Source organism: Enterobacter cloacae complex sp. ECL352 (genome assembly GCF_020149545.1).
GTDB lineage: Bacteria > Pseudomonadota > Gammaproteobacteria > Enterobacterales > Enterobacteriaceae > Enterobacter > Enterobacter asburiae_B.
Genome location: NZ_CP083709.1, coordinates 1,412,593 through 1,429,141 on the forward strand (window position 1 = coordinate 1,412,593; position 16,549 = coordinate 1,429,141).

General features: G+C 57.1%; 10 protein-coding genes. 1 reads left to right on the forward strand and 9 read right to left on the reverse strand.

Going from position 1 to position 16,549, the window contains the following annotated elements; genetic code table 11:
• Positions 1 to 46: 46 nt before the first annotated feature.
• Entirely contained in the window at positions 47 to 1,300 is a 1,254-nt protein-coding gene (gene amiC / locus LBF07_RS06915; protein WP_029740496.1) for an N-acetylmuramoyl-L-alanine amidase AmiC, read from the reverse strand.
• Between the two features lie 227 nt (positions 1,301 to 1,527).
• Here amiC and argA point away from each other — a divergent pair, with 227 nt between their 5' ends.
• Positions 1,528 to 2,859 carry an amino-acid N-acetyltransferase gene (gene argA / locus LBF07_RS06920; RefSeq protein ID WP_023309037.1) on the forward strand — a complete coding sequence of 444 codons (1,332 nt, stop codon included), beginning with the start codon at positions 1,528 to 1,530 and terminating at the stop codon, positions 2,857 to 2,859.
• Positions 2,860 to 2,913: 54 nt separating this feature from the next.
• On the opposite strand, the gene recD is transcribed toward argA, so the two are convergent.
• The 8 genes from recD to LBF07_RS06960 all read right to left on the reverse strand — a co-directional run bounded on the left by recD (position 2,914) and on the right by LBF07_RS06960 (position 16,386).
• Positions 2,914 to 4,734 carry an exodeoxyribonuclease V subunit alpha gene (gene recD / locus LBF07_RS06925; RefSeq protein WP_094934830.1) on the reverse strand — a complete coding sequence of 607 codons (1,821 nt, stop codon included), beginning with the start codon at positions 4,732 to 4,734 and terminating at the stop codon, positions 2,914 to 2,916.
• Positions 4,731 to 8,273: an exodeoxyribonuclease V subunit beta gene (gene recB / locus LBF07_RS06930; protein WP_094934831.1), complete on the reverse strand. Its 3,543-nt coding sequence runs from the start codon at positions 8,271 to 8,273 to the stop codon at positions 4,731 to 4,733. Before recB ends, recD begins: the two co-directional genes overlap by 4 nt.
• Entirely contained in the window at positions 8,270 to 11,137 is a 2,868-nt protein-coding gene (gene ptrA, locus LBF07_RS06935; protein ID WP_094934832.1) for a pitrilysin, read from the reverse strand. The genes recB and ptrA overlap by 4 nt, the downstream gene beginning before the upstream one ends.
• Before the next feature lie 140 nt (positions 11,138 to 11,277).
• The gene (gene recC, locus LBF07_RS06940) at positions 11,278 to 14,652 is read right to left on the reverse strand and encodes an exodeoxyribonuclease V subunit gamma (RefSeq protein ID WP_094934833.1); all 3,375 of its coding nucleotides are present in this window, start codon (positions 14,650 to 14,652) and stop codon (positions 11,278 to 11,280) included.
• Positions 14,653 to 14,664: 12 nt separating this feature from the next.
• The gene (locus LBF07_RS06945) at positions 14,665 to 14,988 is read right to left on the reverse strand and encodes a prepilin-type N-terminal cleavage/methylation domain-containing protein (RefSeq protein ID WP_094934834.1); all 324 of its coding nucleotides are present in this window, start codon (positions 14,986 to 14,988) and stop codon (positions 14,665 to 14,667) included.
• A complete protein-coding gene (locus LBF07_RS06950) occupies positions 14,973 to 15,374 on the reverse strand; it encodes a DUF2509 family protein (RefSeq protein WP_094934835.1) in 402 nt (133 codons plus the stop codon). The genes LBF07_RS06945 and LBF07_RS06950 overlap by 16 nt, the downstream gene beginning before the upstream one ends.
• Positions 15,371 to 15,931 carry a prepilin peptidase-dependent protein gene (locus LBF07_RS06955; protein WP_094934836.1) on the reverse strand — a complete coding sequence of 187 codons (561 nt, stop codon included), beginning with the start codon at positions 15,929 to 15,931 and terminating at the stop codon, positions 15,371 to 15,373. Before LBF07_RS06955 ends, LBF07_RS06950 begins: the two co-directional genes overlap by 4 nt.
• Positions 15,922 to 16,386 carry a prepilin peptidase-dependent protein gene (locus LBF07_RS06960; protein ID WP_094934849.1) on the reverse strand — a complete coding sequence of 155 codons (465 nt, stop codon included), beginning with the start codon at positions 16,384 to 16,386 and terminating at the stop codon, positions 15,922 to 15,924. The genes LBF07_RS06955 and LBF07_RS06960 overlap by 10 nt, the downstream gene beginning before the upstream one ends.
• Positions 16,387 to 16,549: the final 163 nt, after the last annotated feature.

Consider the following 16,549-nt stretch of genomic DNA (forward strand, 5'->3'; position numbering starts at 1 on the left):
TATCTGTCGTTTGTGCATTTGCCGGGCATTTACCCGGCTGAAAGCGTTATCCGCGTCGCGCCAGCGTCGCCCCGTCAGAGAAATATGCCCGTATCCCCGCCAGAATCGACTCCGCAACCTCCTGCTGGAATTTTGCCGTCTTGAGCTTACGCTCCTCTTCGACGTTACTGATAAAGGCGGTTTCAACCAGGATGGACGGGATATCCGGTGCCTTGAGTACCGCAAACCCGGCCTGTTCAACGCTGTTTTTATGCAGCTTATTGATGTTCCCCAGCTTGCCCAGCACCGCTTTACCAAACTTCAGACTGTCGTTAATGGTCAGCGACTGCACCATATCGAACATGGTGTGGTCGACGTAGCGGTCGCCGCTTTTGCTCACGCCACCAATCAGGTCAGAGGCGTTCTGGCTGTCAGCCAGGAATCTTGCTGCGGTACTGGTCGCGCCTTTGGTTGAGAGCGCAAACACCGAAGAGCCGCTTGGCTGGCGGCTGGTGAAGGCATCCGCATGGATCGACACGAACAAATCGGCGCGCTGCTTCTGCGCTTTCGCCACCCGGACCTTCAGCGGAATAAAGATATCTTCATTGCGCGTCATATAGGCGCGCATATTGCCTTCTTTATCAATCAACGCCTTCAGGCGACGTGCAATTTGCAGCACCACGTCTTTTTCACGCGTGCGGTATTTCCCCACCGCGCCGGAGTCTTCTCCGCCGTGGCCGGGATCGAGCATGATCACAATCGGACGATCGCGCCCTGCTTTTCCGGGCTGCGGGCCGCTTTGCGCAGGCGGTACCTGACGCTGCAAATCGCCCTTGTTGTAATCCTCCAGCAACGCAAGTAGCGGATCCTGGATATCCGTTGCGTTGGCCGGGTAGAGATCCATCACCAGGCGCTCTTTAAACGTCGCGACGGGCGCCAGGGCGAACAGCTGCGGCTTAACGTTCTGTTTAAGCTCAAACACCATGCGCACGGTTTGCGGATCAAACTGCCCGACGCGCGCCGATTTAATAAACGGATCGTCGCCGCGGATCTGCGCCGCCATCCCTTTCAGCACGGAGTTGAGGTTAACGCCTTCGAGATCCACCACCACGCGTTCCGGGTTGCTGAGGGCAAATTGCTTATATTTCAGCACGCGATTGGATTCGACCGTCACGCGCGTATAGGTCGACGACGGCCAGACGCGCACCGCCACCACCTGACTCGTGGCGGCAAGACCGACCTGACTGACGCTAAGCAACCACATTGCCCCGGCCCCTTTTAACAAACGGCGGCGGCTTATTGCTGAATTGGATCCCGACATGCTTCTCCCGAGCAAGAACACTGACTGATATACAAAATGTCCAAATTGACCGAAAACTTTAACGAATGACGCATAAACTGTCATCTATAAAAGGGTAAACAATCATACGCTAACGCACGGATTACTTACCAATTTCTGTGGGTCGCGGAAAATTTGCGCTTGCACACGCGGCCACAATCGAATAAAAATACAGAAATTACGAATAAACATTCATTAAGGGTTGTGCCATGGTGAAGGAACGTAGAACCGAACTGGTCCAGGGATTCCGCCATTCTGTTCCCTATATCAACGCCCATCGGGGAAAAACGTTTGTCATCATGCTTGGCGGCGAAGCCATTGAGCATGAAAATTTTTCCAGCATCGTCAATGACATTGGCCTGCTGCACAGCCTCGGGATCCGCCTGGTGGTGGTTTATGGCGCGCGTCCGCAGATCGACGCCAACCTGGCCGCTCACCACCACGAGCCGATTTACCATAAACATACCCGCGTCACCGATGCCAAAACCCTGGAGCTGGTGAAACAGGCGGCGGGTCTGCTGCAGCTGGATATTACCGCGCGTCTCTCCATGAGCCTGAACAATACGCCGCTGCAGGGCGCGCATATCAACGTCGTGAGCGGCAACTTTATCATTGCCCAGCCGCTCGGCGTGGACGATGGCGTGGATTACTGCCACAGCGGCCGTATCCGTCGTATTGATGAAGAAGCTATTCACCGCCAGCTGGACAGCGGTGCCATCGTGCTGATGGGCCCGGTCGCCGTTTCCGTGACCGGCGAAAGCTTTAACCTGACGTCCGAAGAGATTGCCACGCAGCTGGCGATCAAGCTGAAGGCGGAAAAAATGATTGGGTTCTGCTCCTCCCAGGGCGTCGTGGACGCTGAAGGAACAATCGTACCAGAACTCTTCCCGAATGAAGCCCAGGCCCGCGTGGAAGCGCTGGAAGCCGAAGGCGATTACCACTCCGGCACCGTCCGCTTCCTGCGTGGCGCCGTGAAGGCCTGCCGCAGCGGCGTGCGCCGCAGCCACCTGATCAGCTATCAGGAAGACGGGGCTCTGCTGCAGGAGCTGTTCTCCCGCGACGGTATTGGTACGCAGATTGTGATGGAGAGTGCGGAGCAGATCCGCCGCGCCACCATCAATGACATCGGCGGCATTCTGGAGCTGATCCGCCCGCTGGAACAGCAGGGCATTCTGGTACGTCGCTCACGCGAACAGCTGGAGATGGAGATCGATAAATTCACCATTATTCAGCGCGATAACCTGACCATTGCCTGCGCCGCACTCTATCCGTTCCCGGAAGAGAAGATCGGTGAAATGGCCTGCGTGGCGGTGCATCCTGATTACCGTAGCTCTTCACGCGGCGAAATGCTGCTTGAACGCGTGGCGGCACAGGCGCGCCAGATGGGGCTGAGCAAGCTGTTCGTCCTGACGACGCGCAGCATTCACTGGTTCCAGGAGCGCGGATTCACGCCGGTGGATATCGATTCTCTGCCGGAAACGAAGAAAGAGATGTACAACTATCAGCGTCGTTCAAAGGTGCTGATGGCTGACCTGGGATAATACAACGCTTGCCGGGTCGCGCTGCGCGTACCCGGCCTGCATGTCTGGCGTTGTTCAGAGTGACTCAAATATCGCGCCCAGTCCGCTTCGGCGTTCCGTTCGGGTGGCGATCGCCTGCACCAGCACCCGTTCATCGGCATACAGCGACAGACGCTGACGCGCGCGCGTAATGGCGGTATAGATCAGCTCGCGGGTAACGACGGGTGAAAGCTGCGTGGGCAGGATCAGCGCCGCATGGTTAAACTCGGAGCCCTGGGATTTATGCACCGTCATCGCCCAGGCGGTTTCATGCTCGGGCAAACGACTGGGCTGGAAGGACTTCACGCTCCCGTCCGGCATCTGGAACCAGACGCGCAGGCCCTGACCGCAGTCGAGCGCAATCCCGATATCCCCATTAAACAATCCCAGCGCGCTGTCGTTGCGGGAGATCATCACCGGTCGCCCTTCATACCAGCGCGAGTGCTGGGTACGGTTAATTTTGCGTTTTTGCGCCAGCAGCTGTTCCAGCCTGTCGTTCAAACCCCGGACGCCAAAGGGGCCTTCCCTCAGCGCACAGAGCAGCTGGTATTCGCCAAACGCAGCAATGACCTGCTCCGGCGTACTTTGCTGTTGTACGCCCGTCAGAAAGTGCTGATACCCCTGCAGGGCGTCGTCCAGCATCGCCTGATACTCTTCCCCACTTTGCAGCGATTTTTTCTCAATATCCGTAAAGGTACCGTCAAATACCGCTGTGGTGGTGCGCCGGTCGCCCCGGTTCACCGCCGCCGCAAGCTGGCCGATGCCAGAGTCGCTGCCGAAACGGTAGCTTTTTTGCAGCAGACACAGGCTGTCGCGCAGCGCCCCTGCAAGCGAATGGTTTTCAGACGTGAGCGAACATCCGGTGAGACGGGCCAGCTCCTGCGCGCGTTCCGCGGTATATCCCAGGCTGGCATAGGTGCAGATATCCCCCAATACGGCTCCCGCCTCTACGGAGGCAAGCTGATCGCGATCGCCGAGGAAAATGACGCGCGCGTGCGGCGGTAGCGCATCGATCAAACGCGACATCATCGTCAGGTCAATCATCGACGCTTCATCCACGACCAGCACGTCAAGGTGCAGTGGGTTACCGGCATGATAGCGCAGACGCTGGCTACCCGGCTGTGCGCCAAGCAAACGGTGCAGCGTGCTCGCTTCATTGGGGAAAAGCGCAAGCTGCTCCCCGGTTAGCGGCAGTTTTTGCAGCGCGCCGCCTAACGACTCCGTGAGACGTGCCGCCGCTTTACCGGTGGGGGCCGCCAGGCGAATACGGCACTTTTTCTCACCCGATAGCTGAATCAGCGCGGCAAGCAGTTTTGCCACAGTGGTCGTTTTCCCGGTGCCCGGGCCGCCAGAAATCACCGAGATCCGTCGCGTTAAGGCCACGGCTGCCGCCACTTTTTGCCAGTCTGTCGCGTCGTCAGAGGTAAACAGCGTATCCAGCGTTTGCCGGAGCTGCGCTTCATCGCAGGGAAGCGGGGCGTTGGTCTCGCTGAAGAAGCGCGCTACCGTCAGTTCGTTACGCCACAGCCGGTTAAGATACAAACGCTCGCCGACAAGGATCATTGGCGTCCCGGTATCGGCTCCGCTCACGGCAGGCGAGCCGAGTAATATCTCCTGCCAGTCCACTGCGTCCCCCAGCAGCGCGAAACACGCCTGTAAAGCCGGAGGCATTTTCTCATCCACCGCCAGACGCGACAGCGGCAGACATACGTGCCCTTCCCCCGCGTCTTTACTCAGAATGGCCGCGGCCAGCATGACGGCAGGCTCCTCGCCTGCCACCATCATGGCGAACTGCACATCCAGGTGACGCAGTAACCGTTGTTCAACCGCGTCCAGCAGTAGCGCCTGCATCGTCATGCCACCTCCTTCGTGCTTGCAGCAAACAGATTATCCATTTTTTCAATCAGTTCCGCAGCCGGACGCGTACTAAAGACGCCGGAACGCGGGTCGTTACCATCCACTCCGCGCAGGAACAGGTAAATGACGCCGCCAAAATGATCTTCGTAGCGGTAATCGGCCATGCGATGGCGGAGGTAACGGTGCAGCGCAAGGGTGTAAAGCTGATACTGCAGATCGTAGCGATGCATTTGCATTGCCGATGCCATCGCGTCCTGGGTGTAGGCTTCGCTGCTTTCACCCAGCCAGTTCGATTTGTAATCCAGCAGGTAGTAGCGCCCTTCGTGGCGGAAAACCAGGTCGATAAAGCCTTTGAGCATCCCCTGCACCTGGCGGAAGTTCAGCGGCGGGCACCCGGCGGATAACGGATCGTACTCGCGGATCAGCGCATCAAGCGCCTCGGCCCTGAGCGGGCTGGCGATGGGGAGATAAAACTCCATCTCCACCTGCTTGTCTTTGGCGGTCAACTGGTTCAGCGAGATCCCCTGCGTCGTGAGCGGCGCGTGCAGTACCGCGCGGATCCAGTCGGTGAGAACCGGCTGCCACTGCGCGTCGTAGCCGCCACTCTGTAACATTTTCAGCACCCATTCTTCGGAAACCGGCTGGGTAAAATCCAGCTCTTCAAACAGGCTGTGCAAAAACGTGCCCGGCGAGGCGCCGCGCGGGAACTGGTGCGGCGTGAGAACCGGCTCAGCGGGTACGCTACCGGCTCCTGCTGCATCCACGTCCAGTTTTGGCATCAGATCCTGCGCAATACTCTGCCCGTGCTGCTGCAAACCGGAGTAGCTGGTGACGCGCCAGTCGTCGGCAATGGTACGCACAACCTGGCGGGCATGGAGCTCTGACTCACCCAGCTCCGGCATCTGCCAGCGGCTGTTGTCGGGCTGCGACGGAATATGCAGGGCAACATGCTCCGTGCAAAGCGATTCGATGCACTGGCGCAGGCCCACCGCATCTTTGGGTTCGCCGTGCTGAATAAGCCGCCCCAGCGCGCTCAGATGAAAATCACTCTCCCCGCTCTTTTCGCCACGGCGACGGAACAGCGGCGCAACGCCCAGGCTGCAGTGCCAGACCGAACGGGTCAGCGCCACGTAAAGCAGGCGCAGGTCTTCCGCCAGACGCTCGGCTTCGGCCAGCTCAACGCTGGACTCCGCGTTGCTGAGATCGAGCACCGCCTCAAAAGACTCGCGATCGTGGTAAAAGGCCTGATCCTGCACGCGATAATTGGCGATAAACGGCAGCCAGACCAGCGGATATTCCAGGCCTTTCGACTTGTGAATGGTGACGATCTGCACCAGATGTTTATCACTCTCAAGGCGCATCTGCTGGCTGGACGAATTACTGTTCGGATCGGCAATCTGCTGCGCCAGCCAGCGTACCAGGGCGTGTTCGCTCTCCAGCTGCGTACCGGCTTCCTGCAGCAGTTCGCTGATATGTAAAATATCGGTCAAACGGCGCTCGCCGCCTGCTGTCGCCAGCATATTCTCCGCAATGTGGCGCTGCGCCATGAGCTCGCGCACCATCGCCATGACTCCACGCTTCTGCCATTTTTCGCGGTAGCGAACAAACTCTTCTACCACGGCATCCCACGCGGCTTCGTCATTGTTCAGCGCATCAATATCCCGCGCGTTCAGCCCGAGCATCGCGCTCGCTAATGCGCTACGCAGCGTGCTTTCCCGCTCCGGGGCCAGCACGGCCTGCAGCAGCCATAGCATCTCCTGCGCTTCCAGCGTTTCAAAGACGCTATCGCGGTTCGAGAGATAGACGGAGGGAATATTCAGTAACGTCAGAGCGTCGCGGATGAGCGCGGCCTCCTGACGGCTGCGCACCAGCACCGTGATATCGGATGCCTTTACCGGGGTTGGTTTATCCCCCTTCCACAGCAGCGCTTTACCGTGCGCGCCCGCACTGAGCCAGTCGCGGATTTGCGCGGCACAGTGCTGGGCCATCGCATTTTGATAGTCGGCAACGCCGCAGCCTTCCCCGTCCAGCAGCCAGAAGTTCATGGCAGGCTGCGTCTCGCCGTTGAACTCGAAGCGCAACGAGGCATTTTTCTCGGCAAATTTTACCGGCTGAAACGGGATCTCACGGAACATAAACGCCGTATCCATGCGGCTGAAGAGCGCGTTGACGCTTTCCACCATGCCGGGAGAGGAGCGCCAGTTAGTATCAAGAGTGTAGTGTGCGTCAACTTCGCTACGGGCTTTCATGTAGGTGAAAATATCCGCACCGCGGAAGGCATAAATGGCCTGTTTCGGATCGCCGATTAACAACAGCGCGGTGCCGGGCTGCTGGCGCCAGATACGGCGGAAAATGCGGTATTGTTGAGGGTCGGTATCCTGAAATTCGTCAATCATCGCCACCGGGAAGCGGGTGCGGATCGCGGCGGCAAGCGCTTCGCCATTTTCACTGCACAGCGCCCCATCGAGTCGGCTCAGCATATCGTCAAACCCCAGCTCACCCCGGCGGCGTTTCTCACGCGCGACGGCGTCGCGAATTTCCGTCATGGCGCGGGTAATCATCAGATCGTTGAGCGTTAAGGGCTCAGCCAGCAGGGTTTCAATCGCCACAAACAGAGGATGCTCAGGCACAATGCCGTCGGCTTTGGTCCGCTCAGCCAGGAAACGTTGGGAGAATTTCTCCAGCGCATCCGGGAGCTGGTAGCCTCGCGTCTCCTCCTGCGCCCAGGCGCTGATCTTGTCGATCCATTTCCCCTGATTGCCACGGTTAAACTTGCGTCGGTCAATCCCGGAATTTTCGATGATTGCGTCAATCTCGCCAACGGACTCAATCCATTTTTGCTTAATATCCGTAATTCTCGCGATGATTTTTTCATGGCGTGAGGCCAGGGTTTCATCCGCAGGCGGCGGGGATTTGATGACCGGTGCTTCACCCTGCAGATAACGATCGATAGCGCGCAGCAGCGCCTCCGGGCCCTTCCACAGCGCATGTACCGCTTCGGCGATATCGCGCTGTAACGGGTAGCAGTGGCGACGCCAGAAATCCGCGCAGGCCTGATAGCGAAGCACGGATTCATCTTCAATGAGCTGCTGTTCAAACAGCATCCCGGATTCAAACGCATTCAGGCTCAGCATACGCTGGCAAAAACCGTGAATGGTGAAGACGGACGCTTCATCCATCTGCCGTTCAGCGAGCAATAGCCACTGGGCTGCCTGTTGCTTATCGGCAATTTCTTCCAGAAGGCTCGCGTAGAGAGGGTTATCCGTGCTCTGACGCAGACAGGCGATGCGCAGCTCGTGGATATTGCTGCGAATACGGCCCCGCAGCTCAGCGGTGGCAGCCTCGGTGAAGGTCACCACCAGCAGTTCCTCCACGCTCAAAGGACGTGGAAAAGCGGCGTTGCCGCCAAGCCCCAGCAGCAGACGCAGGTACAGCGCGGCAATGGTGAAGGTTTTTCCCGTTCCCGCTGAGGCTTCAATCAATCGTTCACCCTGCAGAGGTAAACGTAAGGGATCAAGGGACTCAGCGGTATCGGTCATTCTTTCTTACTCCAGGGCATAGATTGCTGCAGCGCGCTGACGCTCTTCCAGACTTTCCAGCCTTTCGGGTTCACGTACTCCGTTTTCCCGTTCTGGCTACCGGAAACCTGAGACAGGATGGTGATTCCCTGCGGCTTAATGACCGCCTGATGGAAGAAGTCTGCAACCTTCTGCGGCGTCAGCTGTTTTATCTCGGCCACTACTTTATCACGCGAATCAAATTTCAGATTACCGCGATCGAAATCTTTGCTCAGCTGCGAGGCTTCTTCACCCAGCGTCTGCGGCGGCTGCATCACCTGTGCGATGACGGCCTGCTGGATTTGCGCAAACTCTTCCGGCTTCATGGCGCGCAGTTTTGCTTCCACCTGCGGGAAGAAGGCCTTGTAACGCTGCCAGAGATACGCCGGCTGTTTATCGCTGCTTTGCAGCAGGAAACCCAGCCCCCACTGTCGGCCTACGTTCATGGAGAAGGCAAACACCGCGTAGCCAAGCTGCTCCTCTGTGCGTAACTGGTTGTAGAACCACGGCTGAATAATTTGCCCCAGAACGGCACTCTGCGCTGAGCTGGCGAATTCATCGTAGCCCGTTGGCACAAATACCGCGGCCAGCGCGGAATCCGTGCTGTTACCCGCCTTTTCAAAAATCACATTCTGTTTTTTCTCAACCAGCACGTCCTGGTTGCGGCACCACTCGTCGCCTTTCGAACCGAGCTGAGTGCGTACATTCTCTGCCAGGGTTTTGGCCTGATCCTCACTCATGTTGCCGACGATCAGGAACTCCGGACGCGTGTTGGTTTTCAGCGCGTCACGGTAAGCCAGCACGTCTTTTAAGGTGATCGAAGGCAACAGCGCGCGGCGATCCTCTCGCTGGAAATAAGGAACTTGCGACAGCATTTGCGCCGGCATAAGCGCCATATCGTAAGCTTTGCCCTTCTCCGCAGAATCCATCATCTGCGCATACCACGATTTAGCCTGTTCAAGCTGCTCTTCCGTCGGCGTATAGCTGAAATAGCCCTCCAGCAGTGCCTGGAACAGCTGAGGCAAACGCTGGGTATAGCCGTTTGCATTGAGCATCAAACCGTTGTTGGCGTTGGTGGAGAAGCTGATCCCGCCCACGGCCGCCTGGTTGCTGAGCTGATCGAGCGCAATCCCGGCGAGATAGTCATTGAGCGCGAACATCACCTGATTTTTGGCGCTGTTCATCGCTTTCGGGTTACGCAGCACCACGCTGACATCGGCCTTTGGCTCGCTTGCGAAGTAGCGGCTGGGGGTGTACACCACGCGCAGCGTCGGTTCATCAACGATGAGCGCCGGGTGCGGGTAATCTTTAGTCGTTTTGGTCAGCGAGAAGTCATCCGGAATATAGGGGTTCAGCTCCGGCAGCTTTAACGCAATCTCCCCGGCCTTCTTCTGCCAGTCGGCGAAGGTCTGCGCGCTGATTTTGTCCACCTGGTAAGGAGCATCGACAAAATACGCCGTCTTGTTATGCGGTTCGTTCGGGCTGATGTACCAGATGCGGGCATTCTCCGGCGTCATCATCGCCAGGCGGGCTTTTACCGCATCGGCATCATAGCGGTCGGCAATATTGACCGCATCGAGGGTGTGTTCCACCGGCACGCGGATCATGGTATCCGCCAGCCACTCAACGTAATCCATATCGCGGGTAATGGACGGGTAACGGAAATCGAGATCCAGCACGTGCGCGAGCTCATCAAAGTAGCGCTTATCGACGCCTTTCTCACGCAGTAAAGAGAGGTAGCTGAAGATCGCCGCCACCACTTCGTCACGGTTTGCCAGCCCTTTGTCGGTCAGGGTGGCGGAGATCGCCAGCACGCCGCTATTGCCGTTCACAACCGGATCGGAGTCGGCGCGAATACCTTCCACCAGCCCCTGTTTTTGCAGCCAGTCAGAAAGCGTACCCGGGCTACGGTTACCTATCAGATAGGTCACCAGCTCATCGGTTTTACTGCGAAACTGTGCGGTGTTGTTATCGATGCGGAATTCCACGCGCAGCACTTTGCGCGGCAGCGCAGGCACGTAGTGGATCACGATGCCCTTTTGCGCATCCGTGACCACCGGTACGTCTATCTGCGGCAGGTCGATATTTTTATTCGGCACCCGGCCAAACGTTTTAGCCGCCATGCCTGCCAGTTCTGGCAACGGTTTATTGCTGTAGATGACCGCTTTCATCAGGTTGGCGGAGTAGTATTTATCGCGAAACGCGTGCAGGGCATCAAGCACCAGGCTGTTCGGTTTGTCGCTTAACGTCTCAAGGTTACCGCCGGAGAAGCGCGAACCCGGGTGCGCAGGGTTGATGGTTTCGGCGCTGACCTGGGCCATGCGCATACCGTCTCGCGTGCGGGCAAGGGTCAACTCAGCATTGACGGCATTGCGTTCACGGTCGGCATATTTTTTATCCAGCAGGGGGGCGGCGATGGAATCAGCAAGGCGATCGACCGCGCCTTCCAGCGCATCATTTTCGACTTCAAGATAAAAGGCCGTGCGGTACGGTGCCGTACTGGCATTGTGGCTGCCGCCATGCATTTTCAAAAATTCGGACAGGCTATCTGGCTGCGGGTATTTTTTTGACCCCATCAGCGTCATATGTTCCAGATAGTGTGCAAGCCCAGGATGCGCGTCAGGATCTTCCAGCGATCCAACCGGCACCACTAATGCCGAGAGGGACTTCACCGCCTGCGGATCGGAAACCAGCAGCACGGTCATGCCGTTATCAAGACGAATAGCCTGATATTGACGGGTATCTTTTTCGCTTTTACGAATAGTTTCCTGAACGGGTTGCCAACCGGAGTCTGCCTGAGTGACAGGTACCCAGAGGGCGAAAAACAAAACAAACGCTTTAAACAAGGTGCTACCTCTTTATCACGGCTACATCATTAATACATTGCGTGCTGGACACGCCAACATCTCTTTATTGGGTACATCAGTCCGTGATAAGAAGTGCATCATAATTGAACACCCCACACTGCGCAATTTTTATACAGCGCTCAGGACTGGTTAAATTTAAACAACGGCAGCAGGTAGCGCTGCGCCTCTTCCGTGATGGCCTCAAAGTACTCTGGCTCAAGCGTTCGCCATAAGCGCTGATACCAGACATCTTCACCTTCGCCCCGTACCATCATGTTACCTTCGTAGGCCTGCATAAATTTACTGCGCGCTTTCTGCAGTGACGCCTCATCCGTTAACATCGCATCATTCTGTGCGTCATAACAGGCTTTTATCCAGGCCCCGCCACTTTCCGGCAGTACCAAGAGCGGTTTGTTCATTCCCTGACGGTAGCCCTCAATGTACAAAGACAGATACCGTAACGCCTGCTCAGACTCCATCGGCGGGAAGCGCCATTCGCCCTCTTTGCGCACGAAAATCCGACTTTCACCTTTATGACCATCCGCACTGTAGACAAGATGTTCCAGCCAGAGTTGCAAACCCTGTGAAACGCTCAGCATAGAAGGCCGCCAGCGCAGCAGCCCGTCCGGCTGAACCTGGGTTAACCAGCCCGTGAGCTGTACACCATTGCAGTTGAGATCGATTTCAATACTTTTCCTTGGCTGTCGGCACGCTCTTACGCGCTCTGCCAGGGCGGTCATCTCCTGACACTGCGCCTCCCACACAATTTCTCCGAACGCCCCATAGGGCAGCTGTCCTGCAGCACGGTAGCGGCGGTAAAGTTTGTCCGCATCTTCCTCTTCAACCAGCGCATTCAACAGCTGCAGGTTTAACTGGTAGCGCTCCAGCCCTTCCAGCGTAAAAGGCTCTGCATCAGGAATTTCACTCTCTTCAGAACGGAAGTTGACCTGCAATCGCTGCTGGAAGAAGGCGCGCACCGGATGTGCCCAAAACCGCTGAAGCTGTTCGAAGGTCAGGGTATCGACAGGGCGCGGGTCAAGCTCCTGAATGAAATCGGTATGTGCACTCCCCTCCTTTTTCGCCGCCGGTAGCCACTCCTGGGCATAGCTCTGGCGCTCGCTGGGCGTGTAGTTCACCGGGTCAAACGGCATGCGGCTGTGGAAACAGGTGATATGGGCTTGCACCCTCTTCTCGCTTTCATCGCAGTTGCGATCTTCATCCCCCGGCAGATAGTGACTCTGGCCTATATAGTCCACCAGCTCCTGCACCAGAACGGAGGGAAAACGCTCGCTGTTGTCCTGAATGGAACGGCCGATATAGCTGATATAGAGCTTACTCTGGGCGGAAATGAGCGCCTCAAGGAAGAGGTAGCGGTCATCATCGCGGCGGCTACGGTCGCCCCGCTTTGGATCTGCACTCATCAAATCGAACCCCAGCGGCGCCAGCGCGCGCGGATAAACGCCGTCGTTCATGCCAAGCAGACAGACCACTTTAAACGGGATAGAACGCATTGGCATCAGGGTGCAGATATTGATGGGGCCTGCCAGGAAACGCTGGCTGATTCGCTCCTGGTCAAGCCGCTGCGTTAGCTCATCCCTCAACAGCGACAGTGGGATTGCCTCCTGATAATGGGAATTCACGCCTTCATCGACGATCGCCTGCCACTGCGTTTCAATCAGTGCCATTGCCGCTTCGGTGTCACTGTCTGGCAGGAAGAAATCATTAAGCAATGCCCTGCAAACCGGGAGCCACGCTTCAAGCGGACGCGGCTGCATCAGCTCGTGTCGCCAGCGGTTAAGCTGCATCAGGAGTGATGCTAAATGCCCCACCAGTTCAGCAATTAACCCGCTGGACTCATCGTAAGGCAGCACCTCATTCCACTCGCCCTGGCTGCTCTCCATGGCGTAGCCCAGCAGCATACGCGTCAGGCCAAAACGCCACGTGTGCTGCCCGGTTGGAGGAAGTTCGAACTCCTGAACGTTATCGTCATCGATCCCCCAGCGTACGCCAGATTCATTCACCCACTGGCGAAGGTAGCGCAGCCCCTCTTCATTGATGTTGAAGCGTGCAGCCAGCACGGGAACATCCAGTAACGCCAGGACATCTTCGGAGATAAAGCGGCTATCCGGCAGTGAAAGCAGAGTGATAAAGGCCTGCAGTGCCGGATGCGACTGACGGGCACGACGGTCAGAGATAGCGTAAGGCAGATATCGCTCGCCCGTCGCACTGCCAAAAACGGCCTGAATGAAGGGACTGTAGCTGTCGATATCCGCCACCATCACCACGATATCGCGCGGGGTGAGTTCGGGATCGTCCTGCAGCATCGCCAGCAACTGGTCGTGAAGCACTTCGACCTCACGCTGAGGGCTATGGCAAACATGGATCGTGACGCTGCGATCGTCAGCATCCAGCTTACGCTTGCTCTCGCTGCGTTCGAATTCTTTCGCCGTCACGCCCATCACGGCACGGTTTTCCAGATCGAGGATATCCAGCTGAATATGATGCAGCAGGCTATCCGGGGTAATATCGACAAAGGCATCCACATCGCCTTCGCCTGATGAGGTGATGTCTGAAAGCATGTGAATATAGTCACGCCCCAGCTTCCCCCACGAGGCAAGCAGTGGATTGGGCAGGTTCTGGATACCGTCTTCATCAAAAAGCTGCCCGGCAGTCGAGCCGTCTTTAAACAGCGGGACGGAACGTTCTTCAAAAAGGCGCTTTCGTTGGCGAGTCACCAGCCGCGCAAGCCAACGTTCGTCGAGGATATCCCCCCAATACTGTCGGCAAGGGTTGGTGAACAAAATATGAATATCAATATGTTTACCCAGCGCGTTCAACGCCTTCAGATAAACAGGCGGTAATGCGGATATCCCGCAGATAAAAACGCGTGACGGCAGTCGGGCCGGGCGCTCCGACGCATTATCGAGTATGGAGATAAACCGATCGTACAGGTTGGCACGGTGCCACTTAGGCTGCCCAAGTTTCTCCGTATGCTCTACCAGCGCTTTCCACAGCGGTGCCTGCCATATTTGCGCCTCCGGTAGCCCTTCAACCAACTCGCCCGCTTCCCAACGAATTAACCAGTCAGAACGGTAAACAAGGTATTGGTCGTAGAGATCGGCGGTGCGCGACGCCAGCTGGAACAGCTTGCGCTTATCGGTATCATCATTGAGGTAGTGGCGCAGCATGGCGAATTCATCGTGCTGCAGCATTTCCGGCAGCAGCGCCATGAGCTTCCAGCTCATGCCTTGCTTGTTGAAGGCGCTCTGCTCCGGAATGTCCGGCAACACGCGCACAAACATCTCCCAGATAAAGCTCGCGGGCAGCGGGAAATCAATATTTGCGGCTATGCCAAATTTACGGGAAAGCGACATTTGCAGCCACTGTGCCATACCGGTGCTCTGCACCAGCACCATTTCAGGCTCAAAAGGATCGTCAAGCCGCTCGCGCTCAACGATAAATTCCATCAGCGCTTCCAGCACATCCAGACGATTTGAGTGGTAGACCCTTAACATAGACGCTCCCGACTACTGGCTAACCGGGCAATGCAGGCGCGTTATCTCACCGCGCCGCCCCAGAGGAGAAATAAGTGTGACCGTGATGCTGACACATCCTGCGTGCGTTGTCTGCCCCCGACTGGCCAGCCAGCCAGCCGGGAGAACATTTGTTGAGAGCTGAGACTGATTCCAGGCATGATGCCAGAGCTGTCGATACTGGTTAAACAGGGTAAACCGAGCCGCCAGCGCCCGATGATAACCGGACAAAGCCGTCACGACGATCACCAGCAGCATCATCGCCAGCAGTACCTCAACCATGCTAAACCCTTTTTCTCTGTTCACGGCAGCTGGCATAACGCGCTCTCCTTAAGGGGACAAAAATCACTCCAGCCGTGAGGCGAAAAGCGAACGTTCCCGTCGACAATCTCTCCTGAGCGCCAGAGCAGCAGGTCGCTGTCTCCGGCAATCAGCAGCACACGCGCCCCACTCAGCTGGCGCAAACACGCTCGCCACGCAGGAGTCTTCTTGCACTGAACCTGTGGCTCTGACGACCAGCTCTGAACCCGTCCCCATTCAAGCGCGGACTGCACCGCCGCCTGCTGCTGAAGCGAACGCTTCTCCCCGCCGACGAGCGCGCTAAAGGTTGTGAGCTGCTGATTGAGACCGGTGAGGATCAGGGTACCGAGCACCAGTAAAAGCAGAACCATCGCCAGCGAAGACATGCCGCGTTGACGATTCACAGGTTGTACCCCGTGACCGTATACAACGCCTGCCAGGGTTCCCCCTGCTCGCCTTTACGAATCGCCGCCAGTTCGATATTCACCTCTGGCGCAAAACCGGCATGTTCCACTGTCCTCACCACAAAATGCGCGATAGTAAGCCTGTCCGGGTCCGTGAGCTTTTCCCATCCTTTTCCTTCACATGAGGTCGCTCCACGCTGGGTTTCAAGAGCGCCAGACTCCAGACGAAAACCGGTGCTGTCATTTTCTGATGCGCTGTTATCCCAGATGCCGTTACTGTTGGCATCCCACCGCACAATGACGCAACTTCCTTGCCTGGCTGTCACCAGCGCCTGTCCCTGACAGTTTCCCGCGCAGTACCCCGCACGCTGGAGCTGTTTGCCCAGGGCGAACAGGTGGTGCCAGACCTCTTCCTCCAGTTGTCTCTGGCCAGATTGCGCTAAGACCGCCCGCTGCAAGCTGGGTAAAAAACGCGATGCGCTTATCAGCAGGAGGCTGCTAATCGCCGTTGCAATCAGAACTTCAGTCAGTGAGAAACCTCGCTGCTTCATCGACATGAACCTCCCGCAGAGACCTTACACATCCTGATGCGTCCTCCATTTGAGACAATAATCAGCCATTCTCCTGCACGACTTTGAACGCGTATCCGCCCTGCCCATGCCGTATCCTTTAATCCATAGAACGCGAGCGACGGCGTTACCTCGCCGATCGCGACCTCAGGCCAGAGTGGTATCAGCACAAAGGGATTGCCCTTCTCACAGCCTTGCGCGGCAGAGCTCAGCAGACAATCCATGCCTCCCACCCGCTGATGGATAATTTGATGGTCGCGGTTGTAGCGGTTGGCATGATTGCGCAGAAACAGCAGGTAATCTCGTACCTGACTGGCGGTTTGCCACAGCCGCTGCTGCCGCTGCCAGCTGTCCCAGCGGTAAAGACCTGAGGCGCTGAGGATAACGACAAGCGAAATCGCGACCAGCGTTTCGATAAGCGTAAAACCGTTCTCTTTTTTCATATCGGGAGTGTGGCGAAGCGCGGTGAACATGACGAGCGACGGATCCTAGTTTTACGAGGCGTTATCCGGAGAATCAGGAGTGTTGCAGCGCGTTGCACGCTTTCTGGATAGCGCTTCGGGAAACGGGATAAAGGCGAAAAAAAAACCGGCGCTAAAGAGCACC